Origin of the sequence: Citrobacter sp. S46_ASV_140 (assembly GCF_018919545.1) — a bacterium.
GTDB classification, from domain to species: Bacteria; Pseudomonadota; Gammaproteobacteria; order Enterobacterales; family Enterobacteriaceae; genus Citrobacter; species Citrobacter braakii.
Window position 1 is genome coordinate 1 of record NZ_JAHLRC010000049.1, and the last position, 17,483, is coordinate 17,483.

The 17,483-nt window shown below is 52.9% G+C and carries 20 protein-coding genes; 15 read left to right on the forward strand and 5 right to left on the reverse strand.

All coding sequences use genetic code 11. The features are described 5' to 3' along the window. Positions 1 to 173: 173 nt before the first annotated feature. The 6 genes from glaH (at position 174) to csiR (ending at position 7,506) form a co-directional block, all read left to right on the forward strand. Positions 174 to 1,151 carry a glutarate dioxygenase GlaH gene (glaH, locus tag KQJ19_RS13715; RefSeq protein ID WP_016154132.1) on the forward strand — a complete coding sequence of 326 codons (978 nt, stop codon included), beginning with the start codon at positions 174 to 176 and terminating at the stop codon, positions 1,149 to 1,151. A gap of 19 nt (positions 1,152 to 1,170) precedes the next feature. Continuing rightward, positions 1,171 to 2,439 (forward strand): L-2-hydroxyglutarate oxidase, encoded by a 1,269-nt coding sequence (lhgO, locus tag KQJ19_RS13720; protein WP_016157289.1) that lies wholly within the window; start codon positions 1,171 to 1,173, stop codon positions 2,437 to 2,439. 23 nt (positions 2,440 to 2,462) lie between these two features. Continuing rightward, a complete protein-coding gene (gene gabD, locus KQJ19_RS13725; protein WP_016154134.1) occupies positions 2,463 to 3,911 on the forward strand; it encodes an NADP-dependent succinate-semialdehyde dehydrogenase in 1,449 nt (482 codons plus the stop codon). A 25-nt stretch (positions 3,912 to 3,936) separates the two neighbouring features. After that, on the forward strand, positions 3,937 to 5,220 hold the full coding sequence (gene gabT, locus KQJ19_RS13730) for a 4-aminobutyrate--2-oxoglutarate transaminase (RefSeq protein WP_101700153.1): 1,284 nt from the start codon (positions 3,937 to 3,939) through the stop codon (positions 5,218 to 5,220). A 153-nt stretch (positions 5,221 to 5,373) separates the two neighbouring features. After that, positions 5,374 to 6,774, forward strand: a complete 1,401-nt coding sequence (gene gabP / locus KQJ19_RS13735) for a GABA permease (RefSeq protein ID WP_016154136.1) — start codon at positions 5,374 to 5,376, stop codon at positions 6,772 to 6,774. A gap of 45 nt (positions 6,775 to 6,819) precedes the next feature. Further along, positions 6,820 to 7,506 carry a DNA-binding transcriptional regulator CsiR gene (gene csiR, locus KQJ19_RS13740; RefSeq protein WP_047358821.1) on the forward strand — a complete coding sequence of 229 codons (687 nt, stop codon included), beginning with the start codon at positions 6,820 to 6,822 and terminating at the stop codon, positions 7,504 to 7,506. A gap of 12 nt (positions 7,507 to 7,518) precedes the next feature. Here csiR and lysM read toward each other — a convergent pair whose 3' ends face one another. Together lysM and KQJ19_RS13750 are read right to left on the reverse strand one after the other, a co-directional pair. Then, a complete protein-coding gene (gene lysM / locus KQJ19_RS13745) occupies positions 7,519 to 7,968 on the reverse strand; it encodes a peptidoglycan-binding protein LysM (RefSeq protein WP_016154138.1) in 450 nt (149 codons plus the stop codon). Between the two features lie 96 nt (positions 7,969 to 8,064). Beyond that, positions 8,065 to 8,223: a YqaE/Pmp3 family membrane protein gene (locus tag KQJ19_RS13750; protein WP_003037242.1), complete on the reverse strand. Its 159-nt coding sequence runs from the start codon at positions 8,221 to 8,223 to the stop codon at positions 8,065 to 8,067. 184 nt (positions 8,224 to 8,407) lie between these two features. Here KQJ19_RS13750 and KQJ19_RS13755 point away from each other — a divergent pair, with 184 nt between their 5' ends. From KQJ19_RS13755 to KQJ19_RS13765, 3 genes are all read left to right on the forward strand, one after another. Further along, positions 8,408 to 8,707, forward strand: coding sequence for a metalloregulator ArsR/SmtB family transcription factor (locus KQJ19_RS13755; RefSeq protein WP_016154139.1), 300 nt, complete (start codon positions 8,408 to 8,410; stop codon positions 8,705 to 8,707). A 9-nt stretch (positions 8,708 to 8,716) separates the two neighbouring features. Continuing rightward, complete coding sequence (locus tag KQJ19_RS13760; protein ID WP_216403760.1) at positions 8,717 to 9,244, forward strand: rhodanese family protein; 528 nt, start codon at positions 8,717 to 8,719, stop codon at positions 9,242 to 9,244. A gap of 80 nt (positions 9,245 to 9,324) precedes the next feature. Next, positions 9,325 to 9,504, forward strand: coding sequence for a hypothetical protein (locus KQJ19_RS13765; RefSeq protein ID WP_016154141.1), 180 nt, complete (start codon positions 9,325 to 9,327; stop codon positions 9,502 to 9,504). 36 nt (positions 9,505 to 9,540) lie between these two features. Here KQJ19_RS13765 and stpA read toward each other — a convergent pair whose 3' ends face one another. After that, positions 9,541 to 9,942, reverse strand: a complete 402-nt coding sequence (gene stpA, locus KQJ19_RS13770) for a DNA-binding protein StpA (RefSeq protein WP_153690102.1) — start codon at positions 9,940 to 9,942, stop codon at positions 9,541 to 9,543. Between the two features lie 557 nt (positions 9,943 to 10,499). Here stpA and alaE point away from each other — a divergent pair. Next, positions 10,500 to 10,949: an L-alanine exporter AlaE gene (gene alaE / locus KQJ19_RS13775; protein ID WP_016154144.1), complete on the forward strand. Its 450-nt coding sequence runs from the start codon at positions 10,500 to 10,502 to the stop codon at positions 10,947 to 10,949. Positions 10,950 to 10,985: 36 nt separating this feature from the next. Here alaE and KQJ19_RS13780 read toward each other — a convergent pair whose 3' ends face one another. Further along, positions 10,986 to 11,336: a DUF2002 family protein gene (locus tag KQJ19_RS13780; protein ID WP_016154145.1), complete on the reverse strand. Its 351-nt coding sequence runs from the start codon at positions 11,334 to 11,336 to the stop codon at positions 10,986 to 10,988. Positions 11,337 to 11,460: 124 nt separating this feature from the next. Continuing rightward, positions 11,461 to 12,795, reverse strand: a complete 1,335-nt coding sequence (locus tag KQJ19_RS13785) for a PLP-dependent aminotransferase family protein (RefSeq protein WP_216403761.1) — start codon at positions 12,793 to 12,795, stop codon at positions 11,461 to 11,463. A 90-nt stretch (positions 12,796 to 12,885) separates the two neighbouring features. Between KQJ19_RS13785 and KQJ19_RS13790 the strand changes: the two genes are divergently transcribed. The 5 genes from KQJ19_RS13790 to nrdF all read left to right on the forward strand — a co-directional run bounded on the left by KQJ19_RS13790 (position 12,886) and on the right by nrdF (position 17,282). After that, the gene (locus KQJ19_RS13790; RefSeq protein ID WP_016154147.1) at positions 12,886 to 13,317 is read left to right on the forward strand and encodes a carboxymuconolactone decarboxylase family protein; all 432 of its coding nucleotides are present in this window, start codon (positions 12,886 to 12,888) and stop codon (positions 13,315 to 13,317) included. 225 nt (positions 13,318 to 13,542) lie between these two features. After that, positions 13,543 to 13,788, forward strand: a complete 246-nt coding sequence (gene nrdH / locus KQJ19_RS13795) for a glutaredoxin-like protein NrdH (RefSeq protein ID WP_016157297.1) — start codon at positions 13,543 to 13,545, stop codon at positions 13,786 to 13,788. After that, positions 13,785 to 14,195 carry a class Ib ribonucleoside-diphosphate reductase assembly flavoprotein NrdI gene (gene nrdI / locus KQJ19_RS13800; RefSeq protein ID WP_016157298.1) on the forward strand — a complete coding sequence of 137 codons (411 nt, stop codon included), beginning with the start codon at positions 13,785 to 13,787 and terminating at the stop codon, positions 14,193 to 14,195. Before nrdH ends, nrdI begins: the two co-directional genes overlap by 4 nt. Next, the gene (nrdE, locus tag KQJ19_RS13805; protein WP_103847968.1) at positions 14,168 to 16,312 is read left to right on the forward strand and encodes a class 1b ribonucleoside-diphosphate reductase subunit alpha; all 2,145 of its coding nucleotides are present in this window, start codon (positions 14,168 to 14,170) and stop codon (positions 16,310 to 16,312) included. The genes nrdI and nrdE overlap by 28 nt, the downstream gene beginning before the upstream one ends. A 10-nt stretch (positions 16,313 to 16,322) precedes the next feature. After that, complete coding sequence (nrdF, locus tag KQJ19_RS13810; RefSeq protein WP_019077528.1) at positions 16,323 to 17,282, forward strand: class 1b ribonucleoside-diphosphate reductase subunit beta; 960 nt, start codon at positions 16,323 to 16,325, stop codon at positions 17,280 to 17,282. The last annotated feature ends 201 nt before the right edge of the window (positions 17,283 to 17,483 follow it).

The following is a 17,483-nucleotide window of genomic DNA, read 5'->3' on the forward strand; positions in this document are numbered from 1 at the left end:
CCGCACTTAACCTCACTTTTTATAATGTTAAATAATTGTTGTTTTTGATCACAAATAATAAACAAACAAGCTCATTCTGTGCGCGTTTTTCAAAAATGTAGATATTTTTAATTTATGGCTACGAAACGAGCTGCGCCATATCTCCCTGACAATCTACTGAGAGGAACGATTTGATGAACGCACTGACTGCCGTAAAACCGAACGCTGATGATCCAGCCCAGCACTACAGCGGTTTCACGTTGAAACCATCAGCCCAGTCCCCACGCCTGCTGGAGCTGACTTTTTCCGCTGAGACCACTGAGCAATTTCTGAAAGCCGTAGCGCAGTGGCCGGTGCAGGCACTGGAATACAAATCCTTCCTGCGCTTCAAAGTGGGCAAGATCCTCGACGACCTGTGCGGCAATCAGTTGCAGCCTTTGCTGCTGAAAACGTTGCTCGATCGTGCCGAAGGCGCACTGCTGATCAACGCCGTTGGCGTGGATGATGTGGCACAGGCTGAAGAGATGGTCAAGCTGGCGACGGCGGTAGCGCATCTTATCGGGCGCTCCAATTTTGATGCGATGAGCGGTCAATACTATGCCCGTTTTGTGGTGAAAAACGTTGATAACTCAGACAGCTATCTGCGCCAGCCGCACCGTGTAATGGAGCTGCATAACGACGGAACCTACCTCGAAGAAATCACCGACTATGTGCTGATGATGAAGATTGACGAGCAGAACATGACCGGCGGTAACTCGCTGCTGCTGCACCTCGACGACTGGGAACATCTGGATCAGTACTTTACCCACCCGCTGGCGCGTCGCGCCATGCGCTTTGCCGCACCGCCAAGCAAAAACGTCAGCCAGGAAGTGTTCCATCCGGTGTTTGACGTTGACCAGCAAGGCCGCCCGGTGATGCGCTACATCGACCAGTTCGTCCAGCCTAAAGATTATGAAGAAGGCGTCTGGCTGAGCGATTTGTCCGATGCGTTGGAAACCAGCAAGGCCATTATTTCCGTTCCGGTTTCAGTCGGTAAATTCCTGCTAATCAACAACCTGTTCTGGTTGCACGGTCGCGATCGCTTCACCTCGCATCCTGACCTGCGCCGCGAACTGATGCGCCAGCGTGGTTATTTCGCTTACGCGACAAACCACTACCAGACCCATCAGTAAGTTCGAAGGAATAAAGCGGATGTATGATTTTGTGATTATTGGCGGCGGCATTATCGGCATGTCGACCGCCATGCAGCTGATTGATGTCTATCCGGACGCCAGAATCGCGCTGCTGGAAAAAGAGTCCGGCCCGGCCTGTCACCAGACGGGTCACAACAGCGGCGTAATTCATGCCGGGGTCTATTACACCCCCGGCAGCCTGAAGGCGCAGTTTTGCCTGGCCGGAAATCGCGCCACAAAAGCCTTTTGCGATCAAAACGGCATCCGCTACGACGTCTGCGGAAAAATGCTGGTTGCCACCTCCGAACTGGAAATGGAGCGCATGCGCGCGCTGTGGGATCGCACCGCCGCTAACGGCCTTGAGCGCGAATGGCTGAATGCGCAGGAGCTTCGCGAGCGTGAACCCAACATCACCGGGCTGGGCGGTATTTTTGTTCCGTCGAGCGGGATCGTCAGCTACCGCGAAGTCACCGCCGCGATGGCGAAGATATTTCAGGCCAAAGGCGGTGAGATTATCTACAACGCTGAGGTCAGCGCGCTAAAAGAGCACGCTGCGGGCGTTGTCGTACATACCCGTCAGGGTCAGGAATTTGAGGGAGCGACGCTGATTAGCTGCTCTGGCCTGATGGCGGACCGACTAGTGAAAATGCTCGGCGTTGAACCCGGCTTTATCATTTGTCCGTTCCGTGGCGAATATTTCCGTCTGGCGTCAGAACATAACCAGATAGTCAACCATCTGATCTACCCCATCCCCGACCCGGCGATGCCGTTTCTCGGCGTTCATCTGACCCGGATGATTGACGGCAGCGTCACCGTGGGCCCCAACGCGGTACTGGCATTTAAACGTGAAGGCTACCGTAAACGCGACTTCTCGCTCAGCGATACGCTGGAGATCCTCAGCTCTTCCGGCATTCGTCGCGTGCTGCAAAACAACCTGCGCTCAGGACTTGGCGAAATGAAGAATTCGCTGTGCAAAAGCGGTTATCTGCGGCTGGTACAAAAGTACTGCCCGAGTCTGACGCTCAAGGATCTGCAGCCCTGGCCTGCTGGCGTGCGGGCACAGGCTGTATCACCGGACGGCAAACTAATCGACGATTTCCTGTTTGTCACCACGCCACGCTCAATTCACACCTGTAACGCGCCTTCTCCGGCAGCAACGTCGGCGATCCCTATCGGCGCGCATATTGTCAGCAAAGTTCATGCGCTGCTGGAGAACCAGAGTAATCCCGGACGCACGCTACGTGCGGCACGTAGCGTGGAAACATTACACGCCGCATTCACCCGTTAAAACGATTTAGACAGGACGCAATTATGCAACTTAACGATCCAACCTTATTTCGCCAGCAGGCACTGATCGACGGCAACTGGCGTGACGCCAACAGCGGCGAGACCATCGCGGTGACCAACCCCGCCAACGGTCAGCAATTAGGTAGCGTACCGAAAATGGGGGCGGATGAAACCCGCGAAGCAATTAACGCCGCTAACCGCGCCCTGCCCGCCTGGCGTGCGCTGACCGCCAAAGAGCGGGCCAACATCCTGCGCCGCTGGTTCAACCTGATGATTGAGCATCAGGACGATCTCGCCCGTCTGATGACCCTGGAACAGGGTAAACCGCTGGCAGAAGCCAAAGGTGAAATCACCTATGCCGCTTCCTTTATTGAGTGGTTTGCCGAAGAGGGCAAACGTATCTATGGCGATACGATCCCCGGCCACCAGGCCGACAAACGCCTAATCGTCATCAAACAGCCGATCGGCGTTACCGCCGCGATTACACCGTGGAACTTCCCCGCGGCGATGATTACCCGCAAAGCCGGTCCGGCGCTGGCGGCTGGTTGCACAATGGTGCTTAAACCGGCCAGCCAGACCCCCTACTCCGCACTGGCGCTGGCAGAGCTTGCCAATCGCGCCGGGATCCCGGCAGGCGTTTTCAGCGTGGTGACCGGTTCAGCGAGCGCGGTCGGCAACGAGCTAACTGGCAACCCGCTGGTACGCAAGCTGTCATTTACCGGCTCAACCGAAATTGGCCGTCAGTTAATGCAGCAGTGCGCCAAAGACATCAAAAAAGTGTCGCTGGAGCTGGGCGGCAATGCGCCGTTTATCGTCTTTGACGATGCCGATCTCGATAAAGCCGTAGAAGGCGCACTGGCATCGAAGTTCCGTAACGCTGGCCAAACCTGTGTCTGCGCCAACCGCCTGTACGTGCAGGACGGCGTGTATGACCGTTTTGCCGAAAAACTCCAGCAGGCAGTGAGCAAACTGCACCTCGGCGATGGTCTGCAACCTGACGTCACCACCGGACCGCTGATCGACGAGAAAGCGGTAGCCAAAGTGCAGGAACACATCGCCGATGCTCTGGATAAAGGCGCGCGCATTATCGCGGGTGGCAAACCTCACGCACTCGGCGGCAACTTCTTCCAGCCCACCATTTTGGTGGATGTGCCTGACAACGCGAAGGTCGCCAAAGAAGAGACGTTCGGCCCGCTGGCTCCGCTGTTCCGGTTTAAGGACGAGGCTGACGTCATCGCTCAGGCTAATGACACTGAGTTTGGTCTGGCCGCCTATTTCTACGCCCGTGATTTGAGCCGCGTCTTTCGCGTTGGCGAAGCGCTGGAATACGGCATTGTCGGGATTAACACCGGCATTATCTCCAACGAAGTCGCCCCGTTTGGGGGAATCAAAGCCTCCGGTCTTGGCCGTGAAGGATCGAAATACGGCATCGAAGACTACTTAGAAATCAAATATATGTGCATCGGCCTTTAATAAAATAAATACTGGAGAACACCTGATGAGCACCAACAAAGAACTTATGCAACGTCGCAGCAACGCCGTTCCCCGTGGCGTAGGACAAATCCACCCTATTTTTGCCGAGCGTGCAGAAAACTGTCGAGTCTGGGACGTTGAAGGCCGTGAATTCCTCGATTTTGCTGGCGGTATTGCGGTGCTGAACACCGGCCACCTGCACCCGCAGATCGTCTCTGCGGTAGAAGCACAGTTGAAAAAGCTGTCCCATACCTGTTTCCAGGTGCTGGCCTATGAGCCGTACCTGGAGCTGTGCGAAATCATGAATAAGAAAGTGCCGGGCGATTTCGCCAAAAAAACCCTGCTGGTGACAACCGGCTCGGAAGCGGTGGAAAACGCGGTGAAAATCGCCCGCGCCGCCACCAAACGAACCGGCACTATCGCCTTCAGCGGCGCTTACCACGGTCGTACCCACTACACCCTGTCGCTGACCGGGAAAGTAAATCCGTACTCTGCAGGAATGGGACTGATGCCGGGCCACGTGTATCGTGCGCTTTATCCTTGCCCGCTGCACGGCATCAGTGAAGACGATGCTATCGCCAGCATTCACCGTATCTTCAAAAATGATGCCGCTCCGGAAGACGTTGCCGCCATCGTGATTGAGCCCGTCCAGGGCGAAGGTGGTTTTTACGCCGCCTCTCCTGCTTTTATGCAACGTCTGCGCGCCATTTGTGACGAGCACGGCATCATGCTGATTGCCGATGAAGTACAGAGCGGCGCGGGCCGTACCGGTACGCTGTTCGCTATGGAGCAGATGGGCGTTGCGCCCGATCTCACCACCTTCGCCAAATCTATCGCCGGTGGCTTCCCGCTGGCGGGAGTGACCGGGCGCGCCGAAGTCATGGACGCAATCCCACCGGGCGGTCTGGGCGGTACCTATGCCGGTAACCCGATTGCCTGTGCCGCCGCCCTGGCGGTACTGAATATTTTCGAACAGGAAAATCTGCTGCAAAAAGCCAACGAGCTGGGGCAAACCCTGCGCGAAGGCCTGCTGGCTATCGCGGAAACCCACCGCGAGATTGGCGATGTACGCGGGCTGGGAGCGATGATCGCAATCGAACTGTTTGAAGACGGCGATCACACGAAACCAGACGCCAAACTGACCGCGGAAATCGTCGCGCGTGCGCGCGATAAAGGGCTGATCCTGCTCTCCTGCGGACCTTACTACAACGTACTGCGCATTCTTGTCCCACTGACCATTGAAGATGCCCAAATCCGCCAGGGGCTGGACATTATCGCTCAGTGTTTTGCCGAAGCGAAGCAGGGTTAACACCGCATTCGACCAATAAAAAACGCAATCCTCAGGCAGGATAAGGCGGAGCCGCCATCCGGCAGACAGGGTCAATAACAATAAATACGCGTGCCCCGGCGCGGGAATGCCGGGGTGCTCTCCCAAGTGAAATACTTTCGAGAGGTTTAAAAGATGGGGCAAGTGTCACAATCACATGATTTAGGGGGCGGGCTGAAATCACGCCACGTCACCATGCTGTCTATTGCCGGGGTTATCGGCGCAAGTTTGTTTGTGGGTTCAAGCGTGGCGATTGCAGAAGCCGGTCCCGCAGTATTACTGGCCTATCTGTTCGCCGGATTGCTGGTGGTAATGATTATGCGCATGCTGGCCGAAATGGCCGTTGCCACCCCGGATACCGGTTCCTTTTCCACCTACGCCGATAAGGCCATCGGGCCGTGGGCGGGTTATACCATCGGCTGGCTGTACTGGTGGTTCTGGGTGTTGGTTATCCCGCTGGAAGCGAATATCGCCGCCATCATTCTGCACTCCTGGGTTCCAGGCATTCCTATCTGGCTGTTTTCTCTGGTTATCACGTTGGCATTAACCGGCAGTAATTTGCTGAGCGTCAAAAATTACGGTGAGTTCGAGTTCTGGCTGGCGCTGTGCAAAGTGATTGCCATTCTGGCGTTTATCACTCTCGGCGCGGTGGCGATTAGCGGTTTCTATCCCTATGCCGAGGTCAGCGGAGTTTCGCGCCTGTGGGATCAGGGCGGCTTCATGCCCAACGGCTTTGGCGCGGTGATCAGCGCGATGCTAATCACCATGTTCTCCTTTATGGGCGCAGAGATTGTTACCATCGCCGCCGCCGAGTCCGACACCCCGGATAAGCACATCGTCCGCGCCACCAACTCGGTTATCTGGCGTATCTCCATCTTCTATCTGTGCTCTATTTTCGTGGTCGTCGCGCTGATTCCGTGGAACATGCCGGGACTGAAAGAGGTGGGCTCTTACCGCTCGGTGCTGGAGTTACTGCATATTCCACACGCGAAGCTGATCATGGACTGTGTCATATTGCTGTCGGTAACCAGTTGTCTGAACTCCGCGCTGTATACGTCCTCGCGTATGCTTTACTCCCTGAGCCGTCGTGGCGATGCTCCCGCCTTTATGGGTAAAACGAACCGGAGTAAAACGCCTTATGTGGCGGTGTTGCTGTCTACGGGTGCCGCGTTCCTCACCGTGGTGGTCAACTATTACGCCCCGGCCAAGGTGTTCAAATTCCTGATCGACAGCTCCGGTGCCATCGCCCTGCTGGTTTATCTGGTGATTGCAATTTCCCAACTGCGGATGCGCAAAATCCTGCTGGCGCGAGGCGGTGAAATTAAACTGAAAATGTGGCTCTATCCGTGGCTTACCTGGCTGGTAATCGCCTTTATTATCTTTGTGTTGGTGGTGATGCTCTTTCGCCCGGCTCAACAACTGGAAGTTATCTCTACCGGGTTGTTAGCCATAGGAATTATTTGCACCGTGCCTATTATGTCACGCTGGAAAAAACTGCTATCGTGGCAAAAAGCACCGTTGCAAAATACGCATTAAACCTTTTCCCGGCGCAGGCCGGGAAAACCGTTCAGGAGTAAGACCATGACCGCCATTCCCCAACCGACGGCCATTGATGGATACCGCTGGCTGAAAAACGACATCATCCGCGGTGTGTATCAGCCTGATGAAAAACTGCGTATGAGCCTGCTGACCTCACGCTATGAGCTTGGCGTGGGACCGTTACGCGAAGCGCTTTCGCAGTTGGTTGCCGAGCGGCTGGTCACGGTGGTCAATCAGAAAGGGTATCGTGTCGCCCCAATGTCCGAACAGGAGTTACTCGATATTTTCGATGCCCGCGCCAATATGGAAGCCATGCTGGTCGCGCTGGCCATTGAACGCGGCGGCGACGCCTGGGAAGCTGAAATTCTGGCGCGGGCGCATATGCTCGGCAAGCTTGAAGCCGTTGACGCCAGTGAACAGATGCTCGACGAGTGGGATCAGCGCCATCAGGCTTTTCACTCGGCAATTGTCGCTGGCTGCGGTTCACAGTATCTGCTGCAAATGCGCGAACGGCTATTCGATTTGGCGGCGCGCTACCGGTTTATCTGGCTGCGAAAGACGGTGCTGTCGGTGGAGATGTTGGAAGATAAACACGATCAGCACCAAACGCTGACCGAAGCAATTCTGGCACGCGATGCCGCACGTGCCAGCGAATTAATGCGCCAGCACCTGCTGACGCCCATTCCGATTATTCAACAAGCGATGTCCGGCAAATTGCTGACGCAATAAGCCTGAACATTCTTATTGTTCTGGAATACGCAAAACCTGCCCTGGATAAATTTTATCCGGGCTTTTCAGCATCGGTTTATTCGCTTCAAATATCTGGTTATACAGGTTGGCGTTACCGTATACCTGTTTGGCAATAGCGCTCAGGGTATCTCCTGATTTTACGGTATAAAACTGGCTTTCACTCGCCGGCGCAGAAGTTTTTACCTGATCGTCGACGCTGGCAATACCAGAGATATTACCAATCGCAATCAGGATTTTTTCTTTCGCTTCCTGACTTAATCCATCGCCAGAAACGGTGGCTTTACCTTCGTTAATTTGGACGTTCACTTTATCCGCATCCGGGATGCCCGTTTTGTTCAGGTGTTCCTGTACCTTTTTTGCCAGATCGGCAGTGTCATGGTTGCCAGTAACCGCATCCCACAGTTTTTCACCCGCATCTTTTACAAAATTAAAGAGTCCCATATCCACCTCAGTAGTTAACAATCAACACCAGGAAGTGTAGCAGAGGAGTAAGGAGCGCAAAGAAAACGGCGCCAAAGCGCCGTAGTAGAAAGGTAATTAGTTACGCGTTTGTATCCAAAAGGCGTGGATCAGACCCGGGATGTAGCCCAGCAGCGTCAGAACAATATTGAGGATAAATGCCCAGCCGAACCCCTTCCCCAGCAGCACGCCAAGCGGGGGCAGAATAATAGTAAAAACGATTCTCCAGAAACCCATACACACTCCATACAAGCAAAAAGTTACTCATTGTTTAAAAAGAGATTTTATCTCTAAGCATAGTCAGTGTACCTAACTCTGCCAGCCTTCCCCTGCTGTTTTACCCTCCTTTACGCTCTTTACGCTGGCGTACGTTGACCGATTATTTTAGAATAAGCTTAATTTAGAACATGCTTAAATACATATGACTGAACTTGAACAACTCCAGGCCAGCGCTGAGCAGGCTGCCGCCCTGCTAAAAGCGATGAGTAACCCGAAAAGGTTGCTGATTTTGTGCATGCTCTGCGGCTCACCCGGTACCAGCGCGGGCGAATTAGCCCGTGTTACCGGCCTGAGTCCTTCCGCCACTTCGCAGCATCTGGCGCGTATGCGCGAAGAGGGCCTGATAGACAGCCAACGCGATGCCCAGCGCATCCTGTACTCCATCAAAAATGCGGCCGTGAATTCACTGATCGCCACATTAAAAACACTGTATTGCCCATAAGGAGCCATCATGACCATTGGGACGATTTCCCCGCGCGAGGCGCAGACGCTGGTCGCACAAGGCGCAAAACTGATTGATACCCGCGATGCTGACGAGTATCTGTACGAGCATATTCCGGAGGCGCATCTGGCACCATTACCTACGCTAGAGCAGGGATCGCTGCCTGCGAATTTACGCGCCGGGCAGGTGATTTTTCACTGCCAGTCAGGCAAACGTACACAAAACGCGGCGACAAAACTGAACGCTATTGCCGCGCCTGCGCAGGTCTGGTTGTTGGAAGGTGGTATTGACGGCTGGAAAGCCGCAGGTTTTCCGGTGGCAAAAGATCGTTCACAACCGTTACCGCTGATGCGCCAGGTGCAGATAGCCGCCGGCAGCCTTGCCTTACTCGGCGTCATTCTGGGCTACACCGTTAGCAGCGCCTTCTTCCTGCTGAGCGGTTTTGTGGGCGCCGGGCTAATACTCGCTGGCGTGACCGGCTTTTGCGGCATGGCGCGATTGCTGGATATCATGCCCTGGAACCGACGTACTCATTAAGCGGTAATCATTGAAACTGCGCTGTACCCGCTGATTGACGTGATCTATGGTGAGTTCTGCGATAAATAAAGGAGAGCAATATGTTTAAACCTGGCGATCTGGTTCAACCACGCATGGGTGGACCTAAACTGAAAGTTGTCGAAGTCAATGGCGATCACATTGTGGCGGTACACGCCAGTAATGAAAGCGGCGAAAAATTCACGCTAAAAGCAGCTGACGTGACGCGATATACCGAAGAGGGTGATTTTGGCGTTTGCTGAAAATAAGCGGTGAGGTCGCCCTCACCGCATTAATAATCAGATCAAAAAGTCATCAAGAGATTTACCGGCAGCCAGTGCCTGGGCAATTGGCTTCGGTGTGCGACCCTGTCCGGTCCATGTTTTTGTTTCACCATTGAGATCGGTAAAACGATATTTCGCCGGGCGCGGCTGACGTTTTTTAACTGAACCTGCCATCGCAGGCGTCATGCTCAGCAGCTCTTCCGGATTGATCCCGTCTGCCTGCATCAGCGCCAGCAAAGTATTAATTTTTTCCTGCTGTTCTGCACGTTGGCGCTGTAGTTGTTCTTCTTCATCGCGGCGTTCTTTGGTCACTACCCTGAATTTTTCAAGCATATCTTCCAGCACATCAACGGAAAATTCACGAGCCATTGCACGCAACGAGCGGATATTATTTAAGTTTTTTAACATTGAACTCATATTAACAAAACCTCTTTAACGTAAAACATAAAAACGGTATTACACTAAATATTGTATGCAACTGCTTATTATATTTCCAGTCTAATTTATTCGCATATTACTAATCAAAAAAGCTAATTCGTGTATTTATAGCATCCATTTTGATATCGCCTATGCGATATATTCTATTCCTCTGCTAGTCGCTATAAATATACCTGCAAGGAGTCTCAGGGTATCACTCGAGAAACAGGCCACAACATCACGCGGAGCCGGTGCGTATACATATTGCACATTAGTCAACATTGAGAAAAGGAGCGCAAAAAATTCAGAAAAACAAATTTCCATAACCCATTGATCTAAAATGCCTTTAATTAAATCAGCAACGAAAACACCAAAACGAACAAAAAACAAACCATTGCAGAGCATTTTATCGACAAAAAGGTAATAAATAAAAATTTTAAGCTAGTTGCTAGTTATTATCCAGGCAGATATCCTATTCAAACGCGAAAGCAGCAAGACAAATCACTAGCAAGAAGGTATTCAAAACCTTTTTTTCCCTTTTTACAAGGAGCATTAACATGTTCTCTCCGCAGTCACGCTTGCGTCATGCAGTAGCAGACACGTTCGCGATGGTTGTTTATTGTTCTGTCGTGAACATGTTGATCGAAATATTCCTTTCAGGAATGAGCTTCGAACAGTCTCTGTACTCCAGACTGGTGGCTATCCCCGTCAACATCCTGATCGCGTGGCCATACGGCATGTATCGCGATTTGTTTATGCGCGCGGCGCGTAAAGCCACGCAGGCAGGATGGGGGAAAAATCTGGCGGACGTGCTGGCTTATGTTACCTTCCAGTCACCAGTGTATGTGATTATTCTTTTGACGGTTGGCGCCGACTGGCACCAGATTACGGCTGCAGTAAGTTCGAACATCGTGGTATCAATGCTGATGGGCGCGGTCTATGGCTACTTTCTTGATTATTGCCGCCGCCTGTTTAAGGTCAGCAGCTATCACCAGGCTAAAGCCTGACAGATCTCTTCGCGACTGGCCCTGCCAGTCGCATTATTAGTTTGAACTAACGTCGCCAAACAACCCACTCAGATAACGCTCAAGCGCAATTCGCGAACTGAAGCCGTGCGGAATACCATAATGTTCGTGAGTCTCTCCGGCTAAATATAGCGGGAATTGCTGGTAGTGATCGCAGGTTTTAATATCCGTCGCAGGTTCCGCCAGCGAAGAGCTGCGCTCTTTTAGCGTGGGATGGATAACTAATGCGGTACGTCCCATACGTGCTTCACGGTTAACGTACACATAATTTTCGCCACGACGATAGCCGTACGTTTTTTGCGTCACTACATCGACGGTAAAGCCCACTTTTTCAAGTACGCGCGCCACCTCATCAGGTCGTAAATACATATATTTTCCTCGTTATCTTTTTTACTGCGGGCTTACCTTACCTGATTCAGCATTAGCAACGCTTTCAGAAAAGTCCATAAACGAGTGGCGATGGTGGGACGAATATCTTAAGAACCGCGCAGAATTATGTCAGCGACATCCGCAGTTGATACGCCGCCTGCTGCGCCATTTCCACCGAGCTGATGTTGGTAAACGACAGCAATATTCCCCCCTTTCCTGCTGAAGTTATTCGCCAGCGGCTTAACGCCTGAACCGCCAGCCCGGCCTGATTCGCTTTGCGCACTAGCGCAACATCATCTCCGTCGACAGTTATCACCAGCTGAATCCCTCCTTCCTGAGGAATGACGTTAAATCCTTGTTCGCTCAGCGCGTTTTCCATCCATTGACGTCGCAGGGCATAATTCTGGCGCATACGTTTTAAGTGCCGCCAGAAGTGGCCATCTTGCATAAAATCCGCCAGCGTTTGCTGCCATAAAACCGGAACGCTACAGGCCGTTAGCGCCGCCTGCTGACGAAAATGTTCGACCTGAGTCAGGGGTACCACCAGCCATGCCGTGCGCAAAGCAGGAAACATTGATTTGCTGAACGTTCCGGCATAAATCACCCGCTGGGGCGCATCCAAACTTTTTAGCGGCGGCAACGGTTTACCGTGGTAGCGAAATTCACTGTCGTAATCATCTTCAATGATCCACGCCTGCGCCCGAGTCGCCCATTCAAGCAGTTGGTGGCGACGGTCTAATGACAGGGCGACGCCCAGCGGACTTTGGTGTGCGGGTGTGAGCAGCACAAAACGCGCCTGCGGGTAGTCACGGATCCCAGCACAGACATCCAGACCATCGGCATCAACCGACACCGGCATCAGCTCAATGCGCTCCTGAGCCACCACGGGGTGAATCAACGGAAAGCCAGGATCTTCGACCCACATCCCCTCACCGGGTTGAGACAGAGCGCGCAGGATTAACGTCATTGATGCCGCGTAGCCTGAAGTAATAAAAATCTGCTCCGGCTGGCACTCAATACTGCGTGAGACGCGCAGGTAATCGACAATCACCTGACGTAAAACCCGTTCGCCGCAAACATCGCCCACGGCCAGGTCAAAACGCGTTTGGGTGCGTAAACGCCGCCCCATCACCCGCGCCCAGACGTCCCGCGGGAAGAGATCGAGTGCGGGTAATCCCATCTGAAAAGGCTGCGGCCTGGGGTTTTCTCCGGCGAAGATGGCGGGAGACACAGGTGCGTTTTCCGGTCGCAGTTGCTCACTGACAAATGTTCCTGCCTGCCCGCGCCGCGTGAGCCAGCCCTGCGCCACCAGATCGGCATAGGCATTTTCCACCGTCGAACGTGATACCCCCAGCTCCTGGGCCCAGGTCCGACTGGAGGGCAATCTTGTGCCTGGCTTTAGTTCACCTTTCTCAATGGCGTTTTTTAACTGACGGGCGATTTGCTGATAGCGTGGCATTTATGGTCTGCTTTTTTGGCAACAATATGGCTCTCTGTAGCAGTCCATTATAGTGCTACATTGCGGGTCATCCAAACGAGGAGAAATACCATGACAATGTTACGCCAGCCCTATTATGAACTCAGTCCTGAAATCTATAACGCTTTGGTTCAGGCCAGCAAAGCGCTGGAAAACTGCGCGCTGGAACCTACGCTGACGGAACTGATTTACCTGCGAGTCTCGCAAATCAACGGCTGCGCCTTTTGCCTGGAAATGCACAGTAAGGCGCTGCGCAAATCCGGTGTTGCGCAGGCCAAACTGGACGCGCTGGCAGGCTGGCGGGTGAGTCATCACTTCAGCGAGCAGGAGCGTGCGGCGCTGGCGTGGGCCGAATCCGTCACCCATATAGCCAGCACCCATGCCGAAGATGACGTTTATCTGCCGCTGCTCGACCATTTTAGCGCGAAAGAGATTAGCGATCTGACGTTTGCTATTAGCCTGATGAACTGCTTTAACCGTCTGGCGGTAGGGATGCGCATGTGATTCTGCGCTGCCGGATGGCGACATAAACGCCATCCGGCAACTTGCCATAGTTTCTATCACTTCCTCCGTCACGCTCATCACCCATGCCCTCACCAATCTAAAATTACCATATCTTGTATGGTTGAATCTTTTTAAAACTACATCTAGTATTTCCTCTATCAAGACACACACAACCTGACGCCCTCTATCGCGTCATTCTTCTACTTTTAGATGGAAATACGAATCATGCGCATTGTTATTTACACTCGTAACAACTGTGTTCAGTGCCACGCTACTAAGCGGGCGATGGAAAGCCGCGGGTTTGACTTTGAGATGGTAAACGTCGATTTACACCCCGATATGGCTGATCGCCTGCGCGATCAAGGCTTTCGTCAGTTACCGGTCGTGGTCGCAGGGGAAACCAGTTGGTCAGGATTTCGCCCGGACATGATCAACCGTCTGCGCCCGGCTCCTCAAGTGGCCAGCGCATGAGTCAGCTCGTCTACTTTTCCAGCAGCTCCGAAAATACGCACCGCTTCATGCAGCGTCTGGGGCTGCCTGCCATCCGCATTCCGCTTAACGAACGCGAGCGGATCCGGGTAGACGAACCTTACATTTTAATCGTGCCCTCCTACGGTGGCGGCGGTACAGCTGGCGCGGTCCCGAGACAGGTGATCCGCTTTTTAAACGATACGCACAACCGGGCGTTAATCCGTGGAGTGATCGCCTCCGGCAATCGCAATTTCGGGGATGCCTACGGTCGCGCGGGTGATGTCATCTCACAAAAATGCGGCGTGCCGTGGCTCTATCGCTTTGAGCTGATGGGCACCCAAAGCGATATCGACAACGTGCAAAAAGGAGTGAGCGAATTTTGGCAACGACAACCGCAGAACGTGTAGAACAGCAGACGCTGGATTATCACGCCCTGAACGCCATGCTGAATCTGTACGATAAGGCCGGGCGCATTCAGTTCGACAAAGACCATCAGGCGGTGGAAGCATTCTTTACCGCCCACGTCCGCCCCAACTCGGTGGCGTTTGCCAGCCAGCAGGCGCGTCTGGACACGTTGGTGGATGAAGGCTATTACGATGCCAGCGTGTTAGCCCGCTATGATCGCGCGTTTGTGCTGAAGCTATTCGCCCACGCCCACGCCAGCGGATTCCGTTTCCAGACGTTCCTCGGCGCATGGAAGTTCTACACCAGCTATACGCTGAAAACGTTCGACGGGAAGCGCTATCTCGAAGACTTTGAGGATCGCGTAACGATGGTGGCGCTCACGCTGGCGCAGGGCGATGAAGCGCTCGCTCTGCAACTGACCGATGAAATGCTCTCCGGGCGTTTTCAACCCGCCACGCCAACCTTTTTAAACTGCGGTAAACAGCAACGCGGCGAGCTGGTTTCCTGCTTCCTGTTACGCATTGAAGACAACATGGAGTCAATTGGACGGGCGGTCAACTCGGCGCTGCAACTCTCCAAACGCGGCGGCGGCGTGGCATTTTTGCTCTCTAACCTGCGTGAGGCAGGTGCGCCCATTAAGCGCATTGAGAACCAGTCCTCTGGGGTGATCCCGGTAATGAAAATGCTGGAGGATGCGTTTTCTTATGCGAATCAATTAGGGGCGCGTCAGGGTGCGGGCGCGGTGTATCTGCACGCGCATCATCCGGATATTTTGCGTTTTCTCGATACCAAACGTGAAAACGCCGACGAGAAAATCCGTATCAAAACGCTCTCGCTTGGAGTGGTGATCCCGGATGTCACCTTCCAGTTAGCCAAAGAAAATGCCCAAATGGCGCTGTTTTCACCGTATGACGTGGAACGAATTTACGGCAAACCATTCGGTGATATCGCCGTAACTGAACGGTATGACGAACTGGTTGCCGACAAACGAGTGCGCAAAAAATACATTAACGCCCGCGATTTCTTCCAGCGGCTGGCCGAGATCCAGTTCGAGTCCGGCTACCCTTACATCATGTTTGAAGACACGGTGAATAGCGCCAATCCGATTGCCGGTCGAATCAATATGAGCAACCTGTGCTCGGAGATTTTGCAGGTTAATAGCGCTTCCACCTACGATGAAAACCTCAATTACGCACAAACAGGGCACGATATCTCCTGCAACCTCGGCTCGTTGAATATCGCTCATACCATGGATTCGCCAGACTTTGGACGCACCGTGGAAACGGCGGTTCGCGGTTTAACGGCCGTTTCGGACATGAGCCATATCCGCAGCGTACCCTCAATTGAGGCCGGGAACAGCGCATCGCACGCTATCGGTCTTGGGCAGATGAACCTGCACGGGTATCTGGCGCGGGAAGGTATCGCCTACGGCTCACCTGAAGGGCTGGATTTCACCAATCTCTATTTCTACACCATCACCTGGCATGCGCTGAATACGTCGATGAAGCTCGCCCGGGAACGCGGCAAAACCTTTGCCGGATTCAGACAGTCCCGCTACGCCAGCGGTGAGTATTTTAACCAGTATCTGCAGGGCGACTGGCAGCCAAAAACTGCCAAGGTTCGCACACTGTTTGCCGCCAGCGGCATTACGCTGCCAACGCGCGAAATGTGGTCGCAGCTGCGTGAAGATGTCATGCGCTACGGCATTTATAACCAGAATTTACAAGCGGTTCCGCCAACGGGTTCTATCTCCTACATCAACCATGCGACATCAAGCATTCACCCGATCGTGTCAAAAGTGGAGATTCGCAAAGAGGGCAAAACCGGGCGCGTTTACTACCCTGCCCCGTTTATGACCAATGAGAATCTGGCCTTGTATCAGGATGCCTACGAGATTGGTCCACAAAAAATCATTGATACCTACGCTGAAGCAACGCGGCATGTCGATCAGGGGCTTTCACTGACGCTCTTTTTCCCCGATACCGCCACCACTCGCGATATCAACAAAGCGCAAATTTACGCCTGGCGTAAAGGCATCAAATCGCTGTATTACATCCGACTACGCCAGTTGGCGCTGGAAGGAACCGAAATCGAAGGTTGCGTGTCATGCGCGCTGTAAGGAGGACAACATGACATTATCCCGCGTGAGTGCCATCAACTGGAACAAGATTGAGGATGATAAAGATCTCGAGGTTTGGAATCGCCTGACCAGTAACTTCTGGTTACCGGAAAAGGTCCCGCTCTCCAACGATATCCCGGCCTGGCAAACGTTGAACGCCGCCGAACAGCAGCTGACTATCCGCGTTTTTACCGGGCTGACGCTGCTCGACACTATTCAGAACATAGCCGGTGCGCCAGCATTGATGGCCGATTCGTTAACGCCGCATGAAGAGGCGGTGCTATCGAATATCAGCTTTATGGAAGCGGTGCACGCCCGTTCGTACAGCTCAATTTTCTCCACTCTTTGCCAGACCAAAGACGTGGATGCGGCTTACGCGTGGAGTGAAGAAAATACCCCACTCCAGCGCAAGGCACAGATCGTTTTGACACATTACGCCAGCGACGAACCGTTGAAGAAAAAAATTGCCAGCGTATTTCTGGAATCCTTCCTGTTCTATTCCGGCTTCTGGTTGCCAATGTATTTCTCCAGCCGAGGAAAACTGACCAATACCGCCGATCTCATTCGTCTGATCATTCGTGATGAAGCCGTTCACGGGTATTACATTGGTTATAAATATCAAAAAGGTCTGGAGCACATTTCTGAATCCGCACGCGAGGAGTTAAAGAATTTTGCCCTCGATCTGCTGATGGAATTGTATGATAACGAAGCGCGTTATACGGAAGAATTGTATGCAGAAACCGGCTGGGTGGATGACGTCAAAGCCTTCCTTTGCTACAACGCCAATAAGGCATTAATGAATTTGGGGTATGAGGCATTATTCCCGCCAGAAATGGCGGAGGTTAACCCGGCAATCCTTGCTGCGCTGTCGCCCAACGCTGACGAAAACCACGATTTCTTCTCGGGTTCCGGCTCATCATACGTGATGGGAAAAGCTGTCGAAACCGAAGACGACGACTGGAATTTCTAGCACTCATTTCCGCGGGAAATACCGTACATTTTTCGCGGAAATATTTTAACAGGATCACACTTTTGTCGTGCAAATATAATTGTGTGATCTACACTCAATATCAGACGCATTATTCGCCTGCATTTCAGCAATTCAGGCGACTTTTCATTGCCATTTACAAAAAATATTACCCCATTCACATTCGCGCTCAGCCCTTATATC

Coding starts and splice junctions, on each gene's coding strand:
- glaH (WP_016154132.1), top strand. CDS start 174: ATGAACGCACTGACTGCCGTAAAACCGAACGCTGATGATCCAGCCCAG.
- lhgO (WP_016157289.1), top strand. CDS start 1,171: ATGTATGATTTTGTGATTATTGGCGGCGGCATTATCGGCATGTCGACC.
- gabD (WP_016154134.1), top strand. CDS start 2,463: ATGCAACTTAACGATCCAACCTTATTTCGCCAGCAGGCACTGATCGAC.
- gabT (WP_101700153.1), top strand. CDS start 3,937: ATGAGCACCAACAAAGAACTTATGCAACGTCGCAGCAACGCCGTTCCC.
- gabP (WP_016154136.1), top strand. CDS start 5,374: ATGGGGCAAGTGTCACAATCACATGATTTAGGGGGCGGGCTGAAATCA.
- csiR (WP_047358821.1), top strand. CDS start 6,820: ATGACCGCCATTCCCCAACCGACGGCCATTGATGGATACCGCTGGCTG.
- lysM (WP_016154138.1), bottom strand. CDS start 7,968: ATGGGACTCTTTAATTTTGTAAAAGATGCGGGTGAAAAACTGTGGGAT.
- KQJ19_RS13750 (WP_003037242.1), bottom strand. CDS start 8,223: ATGGGTTTCTGGAGAATCGTTTTTACTATTATTCTGCCCCCGCTTGGC.
- KQJ19_RS13755 (WP_016154139.1), top strand. CDS start 8,408: ATGACTGAACTTGAACAACTCCAGGCCAGCGCTGAGCAGGCTGCCGCC.
- KQJ19_RS13760 (WP_216403760.1), top strand. CDS start 8,717: ATGACCATTGGGACGATTTCCCCGCGCGAGGCGCAGACGCTGGTCGCA.
- KQJ19_RS13765 (WP_016154141.1), top strand. CDS start 9,325: ATGTTTAAACCTGGCGATCTGGTTCAACCACGCATGGGTGGACCTAAA.
- stpA (WP_153690102.1), bottom strand. CDS start 9,942: ATGAGTTCAATGTTAAAAAACTTAAATAATATCCGCTCGTTGCGTGCA.
- alaE (WP_016154144.1), top strand. CDS start 10,500: ATGTTCTCTCCGCAGTCACGCTTGCGTCATGCAGTAGCAGACACGTTC.
- KQJ19_RS13780 (WP_016154145.1), bottom strand. CDS start 11,336: ATGTATTTACGACCTGATGAGGTGGCGCGCGTACTTGAAAAAGTGGGC.
- KQJ19_RS13785 (WP_216403761.1), bottom strand. CDS start 12,795: ATGCCACGCTATCAGCAAATCGCCCGTCAGTTAAAAAACGCCATTGAG.
- KQJ19_RS13790 (WP_016154147.1), top strand. CDS start 12,886: ATGACAATGTTACGCCAGCCCTATTATGAACTCAGTCCTGAAATCTAT.
- nrdH (WP_016157297.1), top strand. CDS start 13,543: ATGCGCATTGTTATTTACACTCGTAACAACTGTGTTCAGTGCCACGCT.
- nrdI (WP_016157298.1), top strand. CDS start 13,785: ATGAGTCAGCTCGTCTACTTTTCCAGCAGCTCCGAAAATACGCACCGC.
- nrdF (WP_019077528.1), top strand. CDS start 16,323: ATGACATTATCCCGCGTGAGTGCCATCAACTGGAACAAGATTGAGGAT.